The sequence below is a fragment of the Streptomyces globisporus genome, assembly GCF_003501885.1.
Classification (GTDB): Bacteria; Actinomycetota; Actinomycetes; order Streptomycetales; family Streptomycetaceae; genus Streptomyces; species Streptomyces globisporus_D.
In genome coordinates, this window is sequence record NZ_QWFA01000023.1 from 1 (window position 1) to 16798 (window position 16798).

Consider the following 16798-nt stretch of genomic DNA (forward strand, 5'->3'; position numbering starts at 1 on the left):
GCAGGGGCGGTGCCGGGCTCGGGGCGGCGATCGTCGTCGGGGCGGGCGTCCTGTGGTTCGCGCTCCGGCGGAAGCGGGGGCAGGGGCAGAGGTAGGCGGCCGGGGCGCCGGCTTCCCTCGGCCCCGGTTCACCTTGGCCCTGTTTCCCCTCGGTCCTGGTTCCCCTCAGTCCTCGTCCGTCACCGGCCACACCTCGTAGTGCAGCGTCCGGTCCCGCTTCAGCCGGTGTGCGAGCGGGACCAGTACGCCCTGCACCACCGGGTACTTGCGCGACAGCATCCGTGCCGCGTGCGTGTTCTCCTTCGTGCCCGGCCGCAGCAGCCGTGCGTGCGCCCTGATCTGCGGTCCGGTCGGGACACCCCGCACCGTGCAGGGGGCGAGCTCGACCCGCGGGTGGTTGCGCATCCGCTCGACCTTCCAGGCGGACGAGAACGTGCGGATGAACGCGTGATCGCCCTCGACGGCGATGTTCACCGGTGTGCCGACGGAGGTCCCGTCCTGCCGGTGGGTGCTCAGCAGGACGGCGTACTGCTTGACGAAAGGAGCGAGCTCCCGGCTGGCGTCCATATATCCATTGGGGCACGGTCCTGCCGCCCTGTCATGTGCGGGGCGCTTCCCGTTCCGCCGCCCGCTCCCCGACCAGCGCGTCGAAGCCGGCGATCAGCCGTTGCAGCCCGAACTCGAACTGGTCGAAGTCGGAGCTGAAGGTGTCCTCCGCCATGCCCGCCATCACCGGGTACGCGCCGCTGAGCATGGCCCGCTCCAGGTAGGGCCGCTGGTTCTCCCAGAACGCCTCGTCGCTCAGCCCGGTCTGCGCGACCGCCTCCGCCGCGTCGGCCTGGGTGCGGGCGAGGCCCTCCACGAAGCTGTTCACGGTGATGATCACGCCGATCAGTTCCGGGTCCCGCAGGCCCATGCCGCGCAGGCCCGTGAGTGCGAGCTCCAGTCCGCGCAGGGCGCTGGGGCCGAGCACCGTACGGGCCTGGTTGATCTTCAGCAGCCACGGGTGGCGCCGCAGATTGTCCAGGTGCCCCCGGGCCATCCGGTCGATCGCTGCGCGCCAGTCCGCGGGCGGCTCGTCGGGACGGACCGCGAACGGTTCGCCCTGTACCCGGTCGAGCATCAGGTCCAGCAGCTCGGCCTTGCCGGGGATGTACCGGTAGAGCGACATCGTGCCCGTGCCCAGTTCGGTGGAGAGGCGGCGCATCGAGACGGCGGCCAGCCCCTCCGCGTCCGCGACGGCGACGGCGGCGGTGACGATCCGGTCCGGGGAGAGGCCCGGCTTGGGGCCGCGGCTGGGGCGTTCGCCGGTGCCCCACAGGAGCTCCAGGCTGCGCGCGATGTCGCCGCTCCCGGTGGCCGCCCCGTCCGCCTTCGACGCTGCCCCGGCCGTCGTTCCGTCGTTCGTCATGGCCCCAGCGTAATGGGCCGCGAAGAAAGTGGGTACACCGTACTCGTAATCGGGTACGGTGTACCCAGTTCGATCGGTGGATCTGCGGTCGATCTGTCGGTCATCCAGCGGAATCAGGGGGGTTGTGCCATGTCCGCATCCGGATACGCGGTGCTCGCCGAGGGCGTCGTGAAGCGCTACAGGGGCACGAAGGAGAAGGGCGGCGGGAAGCGGGCGCTCGACGGGTTCGACCTCGCCGTCCGCCCCGGCACCGTCCACGGCCTCCTCGGCCCGAACGGGGCCGGAAAGACCACCGCCGTGCGGGTCCTCGCCACCCTGCTGCGGTACGACGCGGGCCGGGCCGAGGTCGCCGGGCTCGACGTGGCCCGCGAACCCCGCCGCGTACGGAGCCGGATCGGGCTCACCGGCCAGTACGCGGCCCTCGACGAAGGCCTCACCGGGCGGCAGAACCTGGAGATGTTCGGGCGCCTCTTCCACCTGGGCAACCGCCGGGCCCGGCAGCGCGCCGGGGAGCTGCTGGACCGGTTCGGCCTGACCGAGGCGGCCGACAAGGCCGCCAAGGAGTACAGCGGCGGCATGCGGCGCCGGCTCGACCTCGCCTCCTCGATGATCCTCCAGCCCGACGTGCTCTTCCTGGACGAGCCGACGACCGGGCTCGACCCGCGCGGCCGGGGCGAGGTCTGGGAGGCGGTCCGGGCGCTGGTGGCGGGTGGTACGACGGTGCTGCTGACCACGCAGTACCTCGAGGAGGCGGACCGGCTCGCCTCGCGCATCACCGTCATCGACCGGGGGCGGGCCATCGCCGACGACACCCCGGACGCGCTGAAGAACCGGGTCGGCGGCGACCGGATCGAGGTCGTCGCCGCCGACCCGGGGGACCTCGGCGCGGTGGCGAAGACCGTCGACCGGGTGGCCGGGGGCGGGCTCGTCGTCACCGACACCCCGGCCCGCCGGGTCCACGCCCAGGTCGCCGACCGGGTGGCCGCGATCACCGAGGTGGCCCGGAGCCTGAGGGACGACGGCATCGCGGTGGAGGACATCGGGCTGCGCCGGCCCGGCCTGGACGACGTGTTCCTGCGGCTGACGGGCCACGGCACCGAGAACCACGAGGCCCCGGAGGTGGCGGCATGACCGCACGGGAACGCAATCCCGCGACGACCGGCGTACGCCGCCCCGGAGACGGATCCGAGCGCGGCTCCGACCGCGGCCACCGCCGCGCCTACTGGGCCGTCTCCGACTGCTGGAACGTCACCCGCCGCACCCTCACCCACTACCAGCGCCGGCCCGTCGCGATCGTCTGGCAGCTCGGCTTCCCGATCCTCTCGCTCCTGCTGTACGGCTACGTCTTCGGCAGCGCGATGAAGGTGCCCGGGGGCGGGGACTACCGGGAGTTCCTGATGCCCGGCATGTTCGCCATGACCATGGCCATGGGCTTCATGAACACCGCCGTGGCCGTCGTCACCGACGCCTCGAAGGGGGTCGTCGACCGCTTCCGGTCCATGCCGATGGCCCCGTCCGCCTTCGCCTCCGGGCGCGGGGTGGCCGACCTGGCGGTGGCCGCCGCCGAACTGACCATCCTGGCCGTCACGGCCCTGCTGATCGGGTGGCGCGCGGACGGGGGTGCGCCGGGCGCGCTCGGGGCGTTCGGACTGCTCCTGCTGCTGCGGTTCAGCCTGATCTGGGTCGGCGTCTGGTTGGGCATGCTGGTCCCCACCCCGGAGGCGGCGGGCGGGCTGTACGCGGTCGCCTTCCCTCTCACCATGATCTCCAGCACCTTCGTCTCGCCGTCCCTGATGCCGGACTGGCTCGGCTTCGTCGCGGCCTGGAACCCGATCTCCTCGACCGCGACGGCGACGCGCGAACTGTTCGGCAACCCGGTGGCGGGCGGCGGGACCTGGGTCGAGGAGCACGCGCTGCTGATGGCGGTGGTGTGGCCGCTGGTGATCACACTGGTGTTCCTGCCCCTGGCGGTCCGCCGCTTCCAGGGGCTGAGCCGGTGAGGGGCTGAGCGGCTCGCGGCGGCCGGGACGGTGAGGTGCGGAAAGGGGCGGTCGGGGCGGTCGTGGGCCGCGTAGGGTCGGGCATCGTGCCGACGACCACCGCCCCGCTGCCCATCACCCCGCCGCCCTTCACCACCGCTCGCCTCGACGCGCTCCCCCTCGAACCGGCGTACGCCGAGGAGATGGCGGCCGTCCTCGCGGACCCGGCGCTGTACGGGTTCACCCGGGGCGAGCCGCCGGCCCCGGACGCGTTGCGGGCCCGGTACGAGCGCCAGTGCGCCGGGTCGCCGGACCCGGGGGAGCGGTGGTGGAACTGGGTGCTCCGGGTCCGCGCGCACGGGAACGGGGAGATGGCCGGGGAGCTCGCCGGATACGTCCAGGCGACCGTACGGGGGCCGCGCGCGGAGATCGCCTGGGTCGTCGGAACGCCGTGGCAGGGCCGGGGTTACGCGAGCGAGGCCGCGCGGGGCCTGGCGGCGCACCTGGCCTCGGCCGGGGGCGTGCGGGAGCTCGTCGCCCACATCCACCCCGACCACGCCGCGTCCGCGGCGGTGGCGGTGGCGGCGGGCCTCGGCCCGACCGAGGAGTGGGAGGACGGCGAGCGGCGGTGGGCCGCGAACGTGACGCTGCCCCCGATGCCGTAGGCGTAACCCGGGGCGGGTTCAGGTCAGTCGGGCTGCTTCTCCAGGTGGGCGAGGACGCGGTTCGAGATCCTGCCCAGGGCGTCCAGCTCCTCCTGGGTGAGCGCGTCGATGAACAGTCGGCGGACATGCTCGACGTGCACGGGCGCGGCCTCCTCGATCGCCTCGCGGCCGGCCGGTGTGGCGACGATGAACGCGCCGCGTCCGTCGTCGGGGCAGTCCTCCTTGCCCACGAGACCGCGCTTGGCCATCCGCGCGACCTGGTGGGACATGCGGCTCTTCTCCCACTCCACCAGCTTGGTCAGGTCCATGAAGCGCATCCGCCCGCCGGCCTCGGTGAGTTTGGCCAGCACGATGTAGTCGGCGGGGGACATGTGGGAGTCGGCCTGGACCCGGCGGGAGAGCCGTCCGATGAGCTTCTCCTGCATGCGGATGAAGCCGTCCCAGGCGGCCTGCTGCTCCGGGTTCAGCCAGCGAGGCGTCGCGTTCATGCGAGGAGCGTAGCGAGGCCGCCCCGGGCGTCTCCATCGGAGGCTCGGCCCGGCGTTCGCGGCAAGTCCCCCGCGCAAGGCCATGGTTGACGCATCAACCACCCGTGCCTAGGGTGGATGACACATCAACCACCTGTTGGAGGGGATTCCCGTGAGCGCCCAGAACAAGGCCGGACTCGACGCGCTGCTGACGCCCGAGGAGAGCGTCGTGGTGCTGATCGACCATCAGCCGTTCCAGATCGCCAACCTGCACAGCCACGAGCCGACGATGGTCGTGAACAACGTCGTCGGGCTCGCCAAGACCGCCAGGGCGTATGGGGTCCCGACCATCCTGACGACGGTGCTGGCGGAGCGCGGCGGCCGGCTGATCCAGGGCGTCCAGGACGTGTTCCCGGACCAGAAGCCGATCGACCGGACGCTCATCAACACCTGGGAGGACGAGCGTGTCGTCGACGCCGTCAAGGCGACCGGCCGCAAGAAGCTGATCCTCGCCGGGCTCTGGACGGAGATATGCCTGGCGATGCCGGCCATCCAGGCGGCGGGTGAGGGGTTCGAGGTCTACGCCGTCACCGACGCGTCCGGGGGCGTGTCCGCCGAGGCCCACGACATGGCGGTGCGGCGCATGGTCCAGGCGGGCGTCGTGCCGATCACCTGGCTGGCCGTGATGGCCGAGTGGCAGCGCGACTGGGCCCGCGAGGAGACGATTCAGGGGGCCATCGAGGTGCAGGCCCAGCACGGCGGCGCCTCGGGTGTGGCCTTCGCCTGGGAGACGCAGCTCCTGGCCGGGGGTGCCGCCTGACGCCGGGACAGGAGGCCTGACGACACGCCCTAGGCTGATGCGCCATGACCACCCCTGACCTGTCGCCCGGCTTTCTGCACGCCACTCGGACCTCGTACGACGCCATGGCCCCCGCCTACGTCGATTTCGCCCGCGGCGAGCTGGCTGCCAAGCCCTTGGAACGCGCGCTGTTGAGTACGTTCGCGGAACTGGCGGCGGCGGGCGGCCGCCTCCCGGTGGCCGATGTCGGCTGCGGAACGGGCCGGGTGACCGAGCACCTCCACGGACTCGGCCGGGGACTGGACGTGTTCGGGATCGACCTCTCCCCGCAGATGGTCGCGGTGGCGCGTCGGGAGCATCCCGGACTGCGCTTCGAGGAGGGCTCCATGCTCGCCCTCGACCTGCCGGACGCGTCGCTGGGCGGACTGCTCGCCTGGTACTCGACGATCCACGTCCCGGACGAGGAACTGCCGCGCGCTTTCGCGGAGTTCCACCGCGTGCTGGCCCCGGGAGGCTACGTACAGCTGGGCTTCCAGGTCGGCGACGAGCCGCTGCGGCTGACGGAGGCGTGGGGCCTGGAGGTCTCGCTCGTCTTCCACCGACGGCAGCCGGAGAGGATCGCCGAACTGCTGCGGGACGCGGGCCTGGAGGTCGTGTCCCGGGTGTGGCGGGAGCGGGAGACGGACGGGCCGTTCCCGGAGCGGGCGCCACAGGGGTTCGTCCTCGCGCGCAGGCCGGTTGTCAGTGGTGGCTGTGAGGATGGGGACATCAGCGCAACGGACTGACCGCCTCACCGCGAAGAACGCCGAACCGCTGGACCTGTGGGCGGACGCCGGGGCGGACCAGGAGTGGCTGGCGGGGATCGCCACGCTGAGGGCGGTGCTGGCGGCGGTGTGACCCCGCCCGCGCCTCAGCGTTTCGGGCTGCCCGCGCGTACGATCTCGTCGATGTCCAGGGCGACTTCGGCGCCGATGGAGGCGGGCAGGGGGGGCCTGCTGGCCGGGGGCGTAGACCTCGTGGCGGTCGTAGCCGGCGGGGAGCGGTTCGGTCAGGACGTGGACCCGGCCGTGCTTGCGGTCGACGATGACGTACACCGGGATCTTGGCCTGGGCGTAGGCGGTGACCTTGTGGCGCAGGTCGGTCTGGTAGTTCCCGGAGGTGACCTCCAGGACCAGGCGGAAGCAGGCGGGGTCGTAGCAGTTGTTCTCGATCAGGTGCTCGTCGAAGCCGGCGTCCACGATCGCCAGGTCGGGGATCACGTAGTCCGCGGGGCCACTGGGTAGATCACAGGGGTGCTCGACTGCTGATGCAGACATTGCGGGCCTCCTGGAATGGGCTGGTGTCGAGAGCATCACCGTAGGGCGGGACTGCCTGAGATCGCGCTTCCGGCATATGCCACCCGGCCGAGTGAAGCAGAAACGGCCCGGCACCCACGTGGGCGCCGGGCCGTTTCCGTACAGCCGTACAGAACCGAAGAGCTACAGCTTCTCGATCACGTAGTCGATGCACGCCGTCAGCGCCTGCACGTCCGCCGGGTCGATCGCCGGGAACATCGCCACGCGCAGCTGGTTGCGGCCCAGCTTGCGGTACGGCTCGGTGTCCACGATGCCGTTGGCGCGCAGCACCTTGGCGACGGCCGCCGCGTCGATCTCGTCGGCGAAGTCGATCGTGCCGATGACCTGCGAGCGCTTCGCCGGGTCCGTGACGAACGGGGTGGCGTACTTCGACTCGTCGGCCCAGCCGTAGAGGTGGCTCGAGGACGCGGCCGTGCGGCCCGTCGTGAAGTCCAGGCCGCCCTGGGAGTTCATCCACTTCAGCTGCTCGTTCAGCAGGAAGAGGGTGGACAGCGCCGGGGTGTTGTACGTCTGGTTCTTCAGCGAGTTGTCGATCGCCGTCGGCAGCGAGAAGAACTCCGGGACGTGCCGGCCCGTGGCGTGGATCCGGGCCGCGCGCTCCAGCGCCGCCGGGGAGAACACGCCGATCCACAGGCCGCCGTCCGAGGCGAAGGACTTCTGCGGGGCGAAGTAGTAGACGTCGGACTCGGTGATGTCGACCGGCAGGCCGCCCGCGCCCGAGGTGGCGTCCACCAGGACGAGCGCGCCCTCGTCGGCGCCCGCGACGCGCTTGACCGGCGCCGCGACACCCGTCGAGGTCTCGTTGTGGGTGAAGGCGTAGACGTCCACGCCCGCCTCGGCCCGCGGGGCCGGGTGGGTGCCCGGGTCGGAGGCGATGACGGTGGGGTCGGACAGCCAGGGCGCGAGCTTCGCGGCCTTGGCGAACTTCGACGAGAACTCGCCGAAGTTCAGGTGCTGGGACTTCGAGTCGATCAGACCGTGCGTCGCCACGTCCCAGAAGGCGGTGGAGCCGCCGTTGCCGAGGATGACCTCGTAACCCTCGGGCAGGGAGAAGAGCGCGCGCACACCGTCCCGTACCTCGCCGACCAGGTTCTTGACCGGGGCCTGGCGGTGGGACGTACCGAGGAGGGAGGTGCCGGTGGCGGCCAGCGCGTCGAGCGCCTCCGTCCGCACCTTGGAAGGACCGGCGCCGAAGCGTCCGTCGGCGGGCTTGATGTCAGCGGGAATCTGGATGTCGGCCACGGGACGGAGCGTAGTCCCTCGGTGGCACGGCTTCGTAACCGTGTCCGTCCGATGAGACGTGCGCTCCGACCCGTGGACGGGCGTCCACCACGAGCGGTCAGGCGTCGCCGCCGAACGGGCAGCCCAGCTTCACCGGCAGCTCGTGCAGGTCGTTCTGCGTCACGATCGGCTTGTTGCGCAGTTCGGATGCCGGGACCGCCAGGTCCAGCTCCGGGAAGCGCTCGTAGAGCGCCGGGAGCGCGATGCCCGCCTCCAGACGGGACAGCGCCGCGCCCGGGCAGACGTGCGGGCCGTGGCCGAAGGCGATGTGGCGGTTCGGGGTGCGCGTGGCGTCGAACTCGCCCGCCGTCGGGCCGTACTGCTCCTCGTCCCGGCCCAGGGCGCCGAACGAGATGATCAGGCCCTCGCCCTTCGGGAGGATCCGGTCGCCGACCTCGATGTCCTCCGTCGCGAAGCGGATCAGGACGTGCGAGGTCGGGGTGTTCCAGCGCAGCGTCTCCTCGATCACGCCGTCCCAGCCGATCTCGCCGCTCAGCACCTTCTTGCGCTGCTCCGGGTGGGTCTGGAGGGCTTCCACCACGTTGACGATCAGGCTGATCGTGGTCTCGTGTCCGGCGGCGATGATCAGTTGCAGCGTGTTGACGATCTCCTCGTCGGTGAGGTGGTCACCGTTCTCCGAGGCCGCGATCAGGGCGCTCGTCAGGTCGTCGCCCGGGTTCGCCCGCTTGTCGTCGACGATCTTCGTGAAGAGGGTCCCGAGGTCGGCCATCATCTGCGGGACCTCCTCCGGCGGGGTCTGCGTCGAGAAGAACTTCTCGAACAGCTCCTTCAGCCGCGGGTGGTCCGCCGCGTCCACGCCCATCAGCTCGCTGATGACGTTCATGGGGAGGGGGTAGGCGAACTCCGCCTTCAGGTCCACCGGCTCCCCGGCGGGCAGCGCCGCCAGCCTCTCCAGGCTCGCGTTCGTGAGCGCCTCGATGCCCGCCCGCAGCCGCTCCACCCGTTTCACCGTGAGCGCCTGCGCCACCAGCGTACGGAGCCGGCGGTGGTCGGCCCCGTCGACCGTCAGCATCGAGCGGCCCGGGTTGGCCAGGCCGATCAGCGGCCAGTCCATCGGTATCTCGCCGCGCTGCCAGGCGCCCCAGACGTTGATGTCCTTGACCACCCGGCTGTCGGTGAGCAGCGCGCGGGCCTCCGCGTGGCGGGTGACCGCGTAGACGTGCACCCCGCCCGGCAGCTCCACCTCGGCCAGCGGACCGGCGGCCCGCAGCGCGGCGCTCTCGCCGTCGAGGTCGGTGACGAACGGGTCCAGCGCGATGCGGGTCATGCGGGGCCTCCGAGGGTTCCGGGTCTGCCGAGGGCGGGCGTGGGCGTGAAGAGCACCGGCAGGTCCGTCAGACCGCGCAGCCACGGCGACGGGCGGCGGGTGAGCTGCTCGGCGGGGACGGCGAGGTCCACGTCCGGCAGCCGGTCGAGGAGCACCTCGATACCGGTACGGGCGATGACCTCGGCGGTCTCCTGGGCCGGGAACGGGCAGCGGTGCTCGCCGTGGCCGAAGGAGAGGAAGGCGTTGTTGCCGCCGGTCAGCGCCGAGCCGTCGGTGCGCACCTGCGGGTCGCCGTTGGCGGCGGCGAGGCCGAGGAGCAGCAGGTCGCCGGTGCGGATGTGGCGGCCGCCGAGGTGGGTGTCGCGGGCGGCCCAGCGGCCGGCCACGTTCTGCGTCGGGGTGTCCTCCCAGAGGACCTCGTTCATGGCCTCGGCGACGCTGTGCCGGCCGCCGGAGAGCGAGGCGGCGAACCGGTCGTCGGTGAGCATCAGGCGCAGCGAGTTGCCCATCCAGTCGGCGGTCGGCTGGTGGCCGGCCGCCATCATCACCATGAGATCCTGGGCGACCTCCTCGTCGGTGAAGCCGCCCGCGTCCCCGAGCATCCGGGTGGCCACGTCGTCGCCGGGTTCGGCGTGCTTGTCCGCGAGCAGCTGGAACATCGAGGTGGCCAGGTGCTGCTGTCCGGCCAGCGCCCGCTCCCGGCCGTCGATCATGTCGTTGATCGCGCCGACCAGCGGGTGGGCCTCCTCGTCGGAGAAGCCGTAGATCCTGGCCAGGACCAGGGCGGGCAGCAGCTTGGCGTACTCCGCGATGATGTCGACCGAGCCCCTGGTGCAGAACCGGTCGATCAGCTCGTCGGCGAACTCCTCCGCGTACCGCTTCAGGGAGAACGGGTCGACGCCCTCCAGCGCGTTGCTGATCATCATCGCCCGGACGCTGTGGCGTTCGCCGACCGTGTAGAGGATCGAGGGCTGCTTGCGCCCGATCATCGGCAGCAGCGGCCAGTCGTCGGGGATGCGGTCCCACTGGTTCCACAGGTCGGAGTCCCGGCTGAAGAGGACCGGGTCGCCGGTGACCTGGTGCAGTTCGCGGTAGCCGAGGACGAGCCAGGCGGGGATGTCGCCGTCGAGGACGACCGGGGCGATCGCCCCGTGGTCGCGCCGCAGGTCCCGGTAGAGCTGGACGGGGTCGCTCTGGAAGCGGGGCCCGGACAGCGGGACGGAGGTGTGGGTGACGGGGCAGCCGGAGACAGTGGTCACGGGGCGGGCTCCGGGGTCGGGCCGGCCGCCGCCAGGGCCGCTTCGGGCGCGGCCGCCGCCGGGGCGGTCGTTCCCGTGGCCTGGAGGCGGGCGGCGGAGAGCGCGGCGAGGTGCTCGACGAGCGTGATCAGCACGTACTTGCTGGAGGACCGGTCACGCGCGTCGCACTCCACCAGCGGTACGTCCTCCGAGAGGTCCAGGGCCTCCCGGATCTGCTGCTCGCTGTGGAGCGGGCCGCCGAAGTCGTTGCACGCCACGATGAACGGCGTGCCGTGGTGCTCCAGGCGGTCGATGGCGTACCAGGAGTCGGCGAGGCGGCGGGTGTCGACGAGGACGACCGCGCCGAGCGTGCCGGCGAACAGCCGGTCCCACAGGAACCAGAAGCGCTCCTGTCCGGGCGCGCCGAAGAGGTACAGCACGGAGCGCTCGTCGAGCGTGATGCGGCCGAAGTCGAACGCCACCGTGGTGGACGTCTTGGCGTGGACGCCGGCGAGGTCGTCGACGGCCTCGCCCGCGCGGGTCATGGTCTCCTCCGTGTTGAGCGGACGGATCTCGCTCACGGATCGGACCATGGTGGTCTTGCCGACGCCGAAGCCGCCCACGACAACGATCTTGAGTCCGTTGTCGGCGGTGGAGCTCAGGGTGGCGCGGTCAGAGGTTGCGGAGTCCAACGAGCACCTGTTCCAGGATGTCGGGGTCGGGGAGCCGGTCCGCGACACGGGCTGTACGGGGGTGGCGGGCGCTGATCCGGCCGGTGTCGAGCAGGTCGCAGAGCAGGATGCGGACGATGCTGACCGGCAGGTTCAGGCTCGCGGCGATCTCGACGACGGCGGTGGGGCCCTGGCACATCCGCAGGATCGCGACGTGCTCGGACTGCATCCCCGGGGACGGGTCGCACTCGGCGACGACGAGCGTCACCAGGTCGAAGGCGGCGGAGTCGGAACGGCTGCGGCCCCCGGTGAGGGTGTACAGCCGGTCCGGATCGTCGTCGCGGCCCGGTCGGGGGCGGGGCGCCGTCGTCATACGGCCGGGGCCTCGGCGGGTTCGCGCGGCGGCGCGACGAGGTGCTCGCCGAGCTGCTCGACGAGCTCGCTCATGTTGTGGCCGACGAGCCCGACGTCGGAGTCCTCGTCGGCGACGACGGCCAGGTGGGCCCCGGCCCCCGCCTCGACGATGAACAGCACGCCGCCGTAGAACTCGGCCATCGCGGACCGTACGCCGCCGGTGCCGTCGCCGAACTCGATGGACGCGCCGTGCGACAGGCTCTGGATCCCGGCGGAGATGGCGGCCAGCTGGTCGGCCTGGTCGACGGAGAGCTCGGGGGTGCGGCACAGCTTGAGGCCGTCGCGGGACAGGACGAGGGCGTGGCGGGTACCGGGGGTGCGGTCGAGCAGCCCCTCCAGCAGCCAGTTGAGCTTCTCGTCGGTGGTCGCGGTCATCGGGTGTTGCCTTCCGGGTGCGGGGAGTTGGCTCGTACCGCCTTGCTGAAGGTACTGAAGCGCGCTGCCTGGACCTTCGGGTCGGTGGTACGGGCCCGGGGGGTGTCGGCTCCGCCGGGGGCGGCGTTGCCGGTACGGGCTTCGGCGGCGGCCAGCGTCCGGCCGCGACGGCGCTTGGGCAGGCCGCTCTCGCCGAACTCGGGCACGCTGCCGGTGGACTCGGAGACCGAGTCCACGGAGGGGACCGGTGAACCCGAGGAGTCCGGGGAGTCCGCTTCCGCCGCCGGGGTCAGGGGCGTGGAGGCGTCGTCCTCGGTACGGGGCCGGGGGAGCCGGGCCGCGTCGGCGGGGTCCGTTCCGGCGGCCGAGGCGTGCGCGGGCTCGGGCTCGGCGGGAAGCGCGGCGGCCGGGGCGGTGTCCACGGGGGCCGGTGCCGGCGCCGGGGGCGTGGCTGCGGTCGCCGGTGCCGGCGTCGCCGGAGCCGGTGCGACCGCGCGGGAGATCAGCTCCTGAGGGAGCATCATCAGCGCGCCCGTGCCGCCCCGGGCGGACGGCCGGAAGGAGACGGTCAGGCCGTGCTTACGGGCCAGTCGGCCGACGACCGCGAGCCCGAGGCGGGTGCCGGAGAGGTTCGTGAGGTCCTGGTGGTCGGCGGAGACCGCCCGCTCCGCGCGGCGCAGCTGCACCTCGCTCATGACGAGCCCGCTGTCCTCGACGGTGATGACGATGCCCGCCGGGACCTCCTCCACGTACACGTGCACCTCGGCGGTGGGCGGCGAGAAGTTGGCCGCGTTGTCGAGGAGTTCGGCGAGCGCGTGCATGACGCCCTCGGCCGCGTGGCCGGCGATCGCGACATCGCTGGTGGAGTGGAGACGGACCCGCTGGTAGCTGCCGATCCGCCCCATCGCGCCGCGCAGGATCGACTCCATGACGATCGGCTTCGCCCAGCGCCGGCCGGAGCGGGCCCCGGTCAGCACGGCGATGGAGTCGGCGAGGCGGCCCGCCTGGGCGGTGCGGTGGTCCAGGTGGAGCAGGTCCCCGAGCACGGACTCGTCGGAGTGCCGGTGCTCCATCTCGCGGAGGTCGGCCAGCATGCTGGTGGACAGGGCCTGCATCCGGCCCGCCGCGTTGGCGCAGGCGGCGACGGCCGCGGAGCGCTCGGTCTCGGCGCGGGTGGCGCGGGCCGCCAGGCGGTCGACGCTGACCTGGAGCCGGGCCTGTTCGGCGGCGGCCGCCGCGACGATCCGCTCGTTCTCGGCGCGGGCCTCGGCGACGAGCCGGGCGGTCTCGGCGGAGGCGGCGCCCTTGATCCGGGCGGTCTCCGCAGTGAAGCGCTGGGCCTCGACGGCGGAGGCGGAGACCAGGCGCGAGGTCTCGGAGGTGAACCGCTGGGCGTCGGCGGCCCGCAGGGAGCGCAGCGTCCGGGCGGTCCCCAGGGTGTGGACGGTGACGGCCACGCAGGCGCTCAGCAGCACGGCGGCTGCGCCCGCGCCCCAGGCCAGCGGGGTCCGTACCGTGTCAGGGGCCGCGGCGACGGCCCACAGGGTCAGCGTGCCGGTTGCGGCTGCCGATATCAGCAGGGCGAGTGCGGTGGGCCGGTGTGAGGGGCGCAATCGGAGTCCTCGGTGGCGGACGGTGCGGGGCGGTGGGACGGTAGGGCGTTCGGGCGGTGCTGGTGCGGCGAATTCAGGACACTTCGTCACGGGTGTGGGCGATCCTGCACAACTGGAACTGATAGTTCCTGCGCAAGTCTTGGTCACTATAGGAGACTTGACGGTCTGTTTGGGAAGATCTTGTGGGCTTTTTTGCGCTACTTGTGCACTTTCATCCGTGCGCATCCCAAGAGTTCATCTGTACCGGCGGCATGCTGAAGGAATGGCCGAACAACATCGACCGCATACCGGACCGCCCGTCCCGGCTTCCGCGGCTTCCCCGGATTTCGTCGCGGCGCTCCGCTCCGCCGTGCGCGGCGCGAGCGACTTCGGGTCCACCGCCCGGGCGTTGACGACGATGGACGCGTCCAACTACCGCCGCGTCCCCCTCGGTGTGCTCGCCCCGCGCGACGCCGACGACATCGCGGCCGCGCTGACGGTCTGCCGGGAGTACGGGGTGCCGGTCGTCCCGCGCGGCGGCGGCACGTCCATCGCCGGACAGGCCACCGGCACCGGCCTCGTCCTCGACCTCACCCGCCATCTGCGGACGATCCTCGACCTGGACCCCGCCGCCCGCACCGCCGTCGTCCAGCCGGGCGTCATCCTGGACGACCTGCGGGCCGCCGCCGCACCCCACGGACTGACCTTCGGCCCCGACCCGTCCACCCACAGCCGCTGCACCCTCGGCGGGATGATCGGCAACAACTCCTGCGGCGCGCACTCGGTCGCCTGGGGCACGACGGCGGACAACGTGCGGGGGCTCTCGGTGGTCCGGTACGGGGGCCAGGCGCTGCGCCTGGAGCAGGGGAGCGGTACGGGCCCGGCGGGTGTCGACGCACGCGGGGCGGGGGCGTCCCACGGCCCCCGAGGCGTGAGCGAACTCGTCGCCTCCCACCTCGCCCTCCTGCGCACCGGCTACCCCGACCTCCCGCGCCGCATCTCCGGGTACGCCATCGACGCGCTGCTCCCCGAACACCCCGGCGGCCCGGACCCGGTCCGGGCGTTCTGCGGCAGCGAGGGCACCCTCGGCGTCGTCACCGAGGCCACCGTTCGCCTGGTCGAAGCGCCGCGCGCCCGCGCCCTGGCCGCCCTCGGGTACGCCGACGAGTCCGCCGCCGCCGAGGCTGCCCCGGGCCTCCTCCCGTACGGCCCGCTCACCGTCGAGGGCATGGCCGCCGACCTCGTACGCGAACCGGCCGGGATGCTGCCGCGCGGGGCCGCCTGGTTGTTCGTCGAGACCGGCGGGGCCACCCCGGCGGAGGCTCGCGCCCACGCCGAGCGCGTGCTGCGGGCGGCCGACGCGGTGGACGGGGCCGTCGTCACCGATCCGGCCGGGCAGCGGGCCCTGTGGCGGATCCGCGAGGACGCCGCCGGGACCGCGACCCGGATGCCCGACGGCAGTGAGGCCTGGCCCGGCTGGGAGGACTGCGCGGTGCCGCCCGCCCGACTCGGCGCGTATCTCAGCGACTTCCGCGCCCTCCTCGCCGAACACGGCCTGCGCGGCACCCCGTACGGTCACTTCGGCGACGGCTGCATCCACGTCCGCATCGACTTCGACCTGATGACCGACGCCGGCGTGGCTCGCTTCCGCCGGTTCTCCGAAAAGGCGGCGGACCTGGTCGTCGCGCACGGCGGCTCCCTCAGTGGCGAGCACGGCGACGGGCAGGCGCGCGCGGAGTTGCTGCCCCGGATGTACGGCGACGAACTCGTCTCCCTCTTCGGCCGGTTCAAGGACCTGTGGGACCCGGACGGCGGCCTGAACCCGGGGATGCTGGCCCGCCCGGACCGCCTGGACGAGAACCTCCGCTTCTCCGTCCTCCCGAAGCGCCCGGTGGACGTGGAGTTCGGCTATCCGCGGGACGGCGGGGACTTCGCGGGCGCGGTCCGCCGCTGCGTCGGCGTCGCCAAGTGCCGTACGACGGAGGCAGGCGGCGCGGGCGTCATGTGCCCGTCCTTCCGCGCGACCGGCGAGGAGGCCCACTCCACCCGGGGCCGGGCCCGGCTCCTCCACGAGATGCTGGCGGGCGAGGTCATCACGGACGGCTGGCGCAGCACGGAGGTCCGGGACGCGCTCGACCTCTGCCTCTCCTGCAAGGGCTGCCGCAGCGACTGCCCGGTGGGCGTCGACATGGCCACGTACAAGGCGGAGTTCCTGCACCACCACTATCGGGGCCGCCTCCGGCCCGCCGCCCACTACGCGATGGGCCGCCTGCCGCAGTGGCTGCGCCTGGCGCGCCCCTTCGCCCGCCCGCTCAACGCCCTCACCCGGCTGCGCCCGCTCGCCGCGCTCGCGAAGCGGCTGGCGGGGATCGCGCCCGAGCGGACGATCCCGGTGCTGGCGACACAGACGTACAGCCGGTGGCTGCGCGCCCGGCAGGGCACGGGGACGCACGTCCTGTCGACGGACCGGGTGGTGCACCTCTGGGCGGACACCTTCACCGAGCATCTGTCCCCGCAGGTGGGCAGGGCGGCGGTGCGGGTGCTGGAGGAGGCCACGGGGCGTACGGTGCTGCCGCCTCCGCGCGGGGTGTGCTGCGGGCTCACGTACGTATCGACCGGGCAGCTCGACGCGGCCCGCCGGATGATGCGCCGCACCCTGGACCGGCTGGACCTCCTCCCCGGGCAGCCGCTCGTCGTCCTGGAGCCGAGCTGCGCCGCGACCCTGCGCACCGATCTGCCCGAACTGCTCCCCGAGGACCCGCGCGCCGCCGAACTGGCCGCGGCCGTGCGGACGTTCGCCCAGTACCTGGAGGAGTACGCCCCCGACTGGACGCTGCCCCGCCTGGACCGCCCGGCCGCCGGACAGACGCACTGCCACCAGCACGCGGTGCTCGGCGACGCGGCGGAACGGAGGCTGCGCGAACGGCTCGGTCTGACCGGCGAACTCAGCGGCGGCTGCTGCGGGCTCGCCGGGAACTTCGGCTTCGAGAAGGGGCACTGGGAGGTGTCCGTCGCCTGCGCGGAGGAGCGGCTGCTCCCCGCCGTACGGGAGGCGGAACCCGGGACGGAACTCCTCGCGGACGGCTTCTCCTGCCGCACGCAGCTCGACCAGTTGGCCGGCCGCCGGGCCCGGCACCTCGCGGAGGTCATCGCGGAGGACATCGGGGAGGCGTCGGAGCGTCCGCCGATGCCCGGCGCGGGGCGGAGGCCCGGACGGCGGCGACGGCGGTGAGGACGACCGTGACGGCCGGTTGGCGACCGTC

At 72.8% G+C, this 16798-nt stretch carries 16 protein-coding genes and 2 pseudogenes; 7 read left to right on the forward strand and 11 right to left on the reverse strand.

What is annotated here, in order from left to right:
* Nucleotides 1–165: 165 nt before the first annotated feature.
* On the reverse strand, nt 166–567 hold the full coding sequence (locus tag D3105_RS06160; RefSeq protein WP_118900734.1) for a PPOX class F420-dependent oxidoreductase: 402 nt from the start codon (nt 565–567) through the stop codon (nt 166–168).
* A gap of 31 nt (nt 568–598) precedes the next feature.
* Nucleotides 599–1411 carry a TetR/AcrR family transcriptional regulator C-terminal domain-containing protein gene (locus D3105_RS06165; protein WP_118900736.1) on the reverse strand — a complete coding sequence of 271 codons (813 nt, stop codon included), beginning with the start codon at nt 1409–1411 and terminating at the stop codon, nt 599–601.
* 129 nt (nt 1412–1540) lie between these two features.
* Here D3105_RS06165 and D3105_RS06170 point away from each other — a divergent pair, with 129 nt between their 5' ends.
* The 3 genes from D3105_RS06170 to D3105_RS06180 all read left to right on the forward strand — a co-directional run bounded on the left by D3105_RS06170 (nt 1541) and on the right by D3105_RS06180 (nt 4055).
* Nucleotides 1541–2542, forward strand: a complete 1002-nt coding sequence (locus D3105_RS06170; RefSeq protein WP_118900738.1) for an ATP-binding cassette domain-containing protein — start codon at nt 1541–1543, stop codon at nt 2540–2542.
* On the forward strand, nt 2539–3411 hold the full coding sequence (locus D3105_RS06175; RefSeq protein ID WP_118900740.1) for an ABC transporter permease: 873 nt from the start codon (nt 2539–2541) through the stop codon (nt 3409–3411). Before D3105_RS06170 ends, D3105_RS06175 begins: the two co-directional genes overlap by 4 nt.
* A gap of 86 nt (nt 3412–3497) precedes the next feature.
* Nucleotides 3498–4055 (forward strand): GNAT family N-acetyltransferase, encoded by a 558-nt coding sequence (locus D3105_RS06180; protein WP_118900799.1) that lies wholly within the window; start codon nt 3498–3500, stop codon nt 4053–4055.
* A 23-nt stretch (nt 4056–4078) separates the two neighbouring features.
* On the opposite strand, the gene D3105_RS06185 is transcribed toward D3105_RS06180, so the two are convergent.
* Nucleotides 4079–4543 (reverse strand): MarR family winged helix-turn-helix transcriptional regulator, encoded by a 465-nt coding sequence (locus D3105_RS06185; RefSeq protein WP_118900742.1) that lies wholly within the window; start codon nt 4541–4543, stop codon nt 4079–4081.
* A gap of 151 nt (nt 4544–4694) precedes the next feature.
* Here D3105_RS06185 and D3105_RS06190 point away from each other — a divergent pair, with 151 nt between their 5' ends.
* The 3 genes and pseudogenes from D3105_RS06190 to D3105_RS34470 form a co-directional block, all read left to right on the forward strand.
* On the forward strand, nt 4695–5342 hold the full coding sequence (locus D3105_RS06190; protein ID WP_118900744.1) for a hydrolase: 648 nt from the start codon (nt 4695–4697) through the stop codon (nt 5340–5342).
* Between the two features lie 44 nt (nt 5343–5386).
* Nucleotides 5387–6106, forward strand: a complete 720-nt coding sequence (locus tag D3105_RS06195; protein WP_118900746.1) for a class I SAM-dependent methyltransferase — start codon at nt 5387–5389, stop codon at nt 6104–6106.
* A pseudogene (locus tag D3105_RS34470) lies at nt 6105–6218 on the forward strand (DUF4259 domain-containing protein); the annotation flags it as partial. The gene D3105_RS06195 and the pseudogene D3105_RS34470, both read left to right, overlap by 2 nt.
* Before the next feature lie 13 nt (nt 6219–6231).
* Here D3105_RS34470 and D3105_RS06200 read toward each other — a convergent pair.
* The 8 genes and pseudogenes from D3105_RS06200 to D3105_RS06235 form a co-directional block, all read right to left on the reverse strand.
* Nucleotides 6232–6604: pseudogene (locus D3105_RS06200) on the reverse strand (Uma2 family endonuclease); the annotation flags it as partial.
* A 195-nt stretch (nt 6605–6799) separates the two neighbouring features.
* Nucleotides 6800–7918, reverse strand: coding sequence for a phosphoserine transaminase (serC, locus tag D3105_RS06205; protein ID WP_118900749.1), 1119 nt, complete (start codon nt 7916–7918; stop codon nt 6800–6802).
* Nucleotides 7919–8015: 97 nt separating this feature from the next.
* On the reverse strand, nt 8016–9245 hold the full coding sequence (locus D3105_RS06210) for a cytochrome P450 family protein (protein ID WP_118900751.1): 1230 nt from the start codon (nt 9243–9245) through the stop codon (nt 8016–8018).
* Nucleotides 9242–10504 (reverse strand): cytochrome P450, encoded by a 1263-nt coding sequence (locus D3105_RS06215; RefSeq protein ID WP_118900753.1) that lies wholly within the window; start codon nt 10502–10504, stop codon nt 9242–9244. Before D3105_RS06215 ends, D3105_RS06210 begins: the two co-directional genes overlap by 4 nt.
* Nucleotides 10501–11175, reverse strand: coding sequence for a GTP-binding protein (locus D3105_RS06220; protein WP_118900755.1), 675 nt, complete (start codon nt 11173–11175; stop codon nt 10501–10503). The genes D3105_RS06215 and D3105_RS06220 overlap by 4 nt, the downstream gene beginning before the upstream one ends.
* Nucleotides 11156–11527, reverse strand: a complete 372-nt coding sequence (locus D3105_RS06225; RefSeq protein WP_006126640.1) for a DUF742 domain-containing protein — start codon at nt 11525–11527, stop codon at nt 11156–11158. The genes D3105_RS06220 and D3105_RS06225 overlap by 20 nt, the downstream gene beginning before the upstream one ends.
* A complete protein-coding gene (locus tag D3105_RS06230; RefSeq protein WP_030709614.1) occupies nt 11524–11943 on the reverse strand; it encodes a roadblock/LC7 domain-containing protein in 420 nt (139 codons plus the stop codon). Before D3105_RS06230 ends, D3105_RS06225 begins: the two co-directional genes overlap by 4 nt.
* On the reverse strand, nt 11940–13556 hold the full coding sequence (locus D3105_RS06235; RefSeq protein ID WP_118900757.1) for a sensor histidine kinase: 1617 nt from the start codon (nt 13554–13556) through the stop codon (nt 11940–11942). Before D3105_RS06235 ends, D3105_RS06230 begins: the two co-directional genes overlap by 4 nt.
* A gap of 262 nt (nt 13557–13818) precedes the next feature.
* Between D3105_RS06235 and D3105_RS06240 the strand changes: the two genes are divergently transcribed.
* Nucleotides 13819–16767, forward strand: coding sequence for an FAD-binding and (Fe-S)-binding domain-containing protein (locus D3105_RS06240; RefSeq protein ID WP_206272662.1), 2949 nt, complete (start codon nt 13819–13821; stop codon nt 16765–16767).
* Nucleotides 16768–16798: the final 31 nt, after the last annotated feature.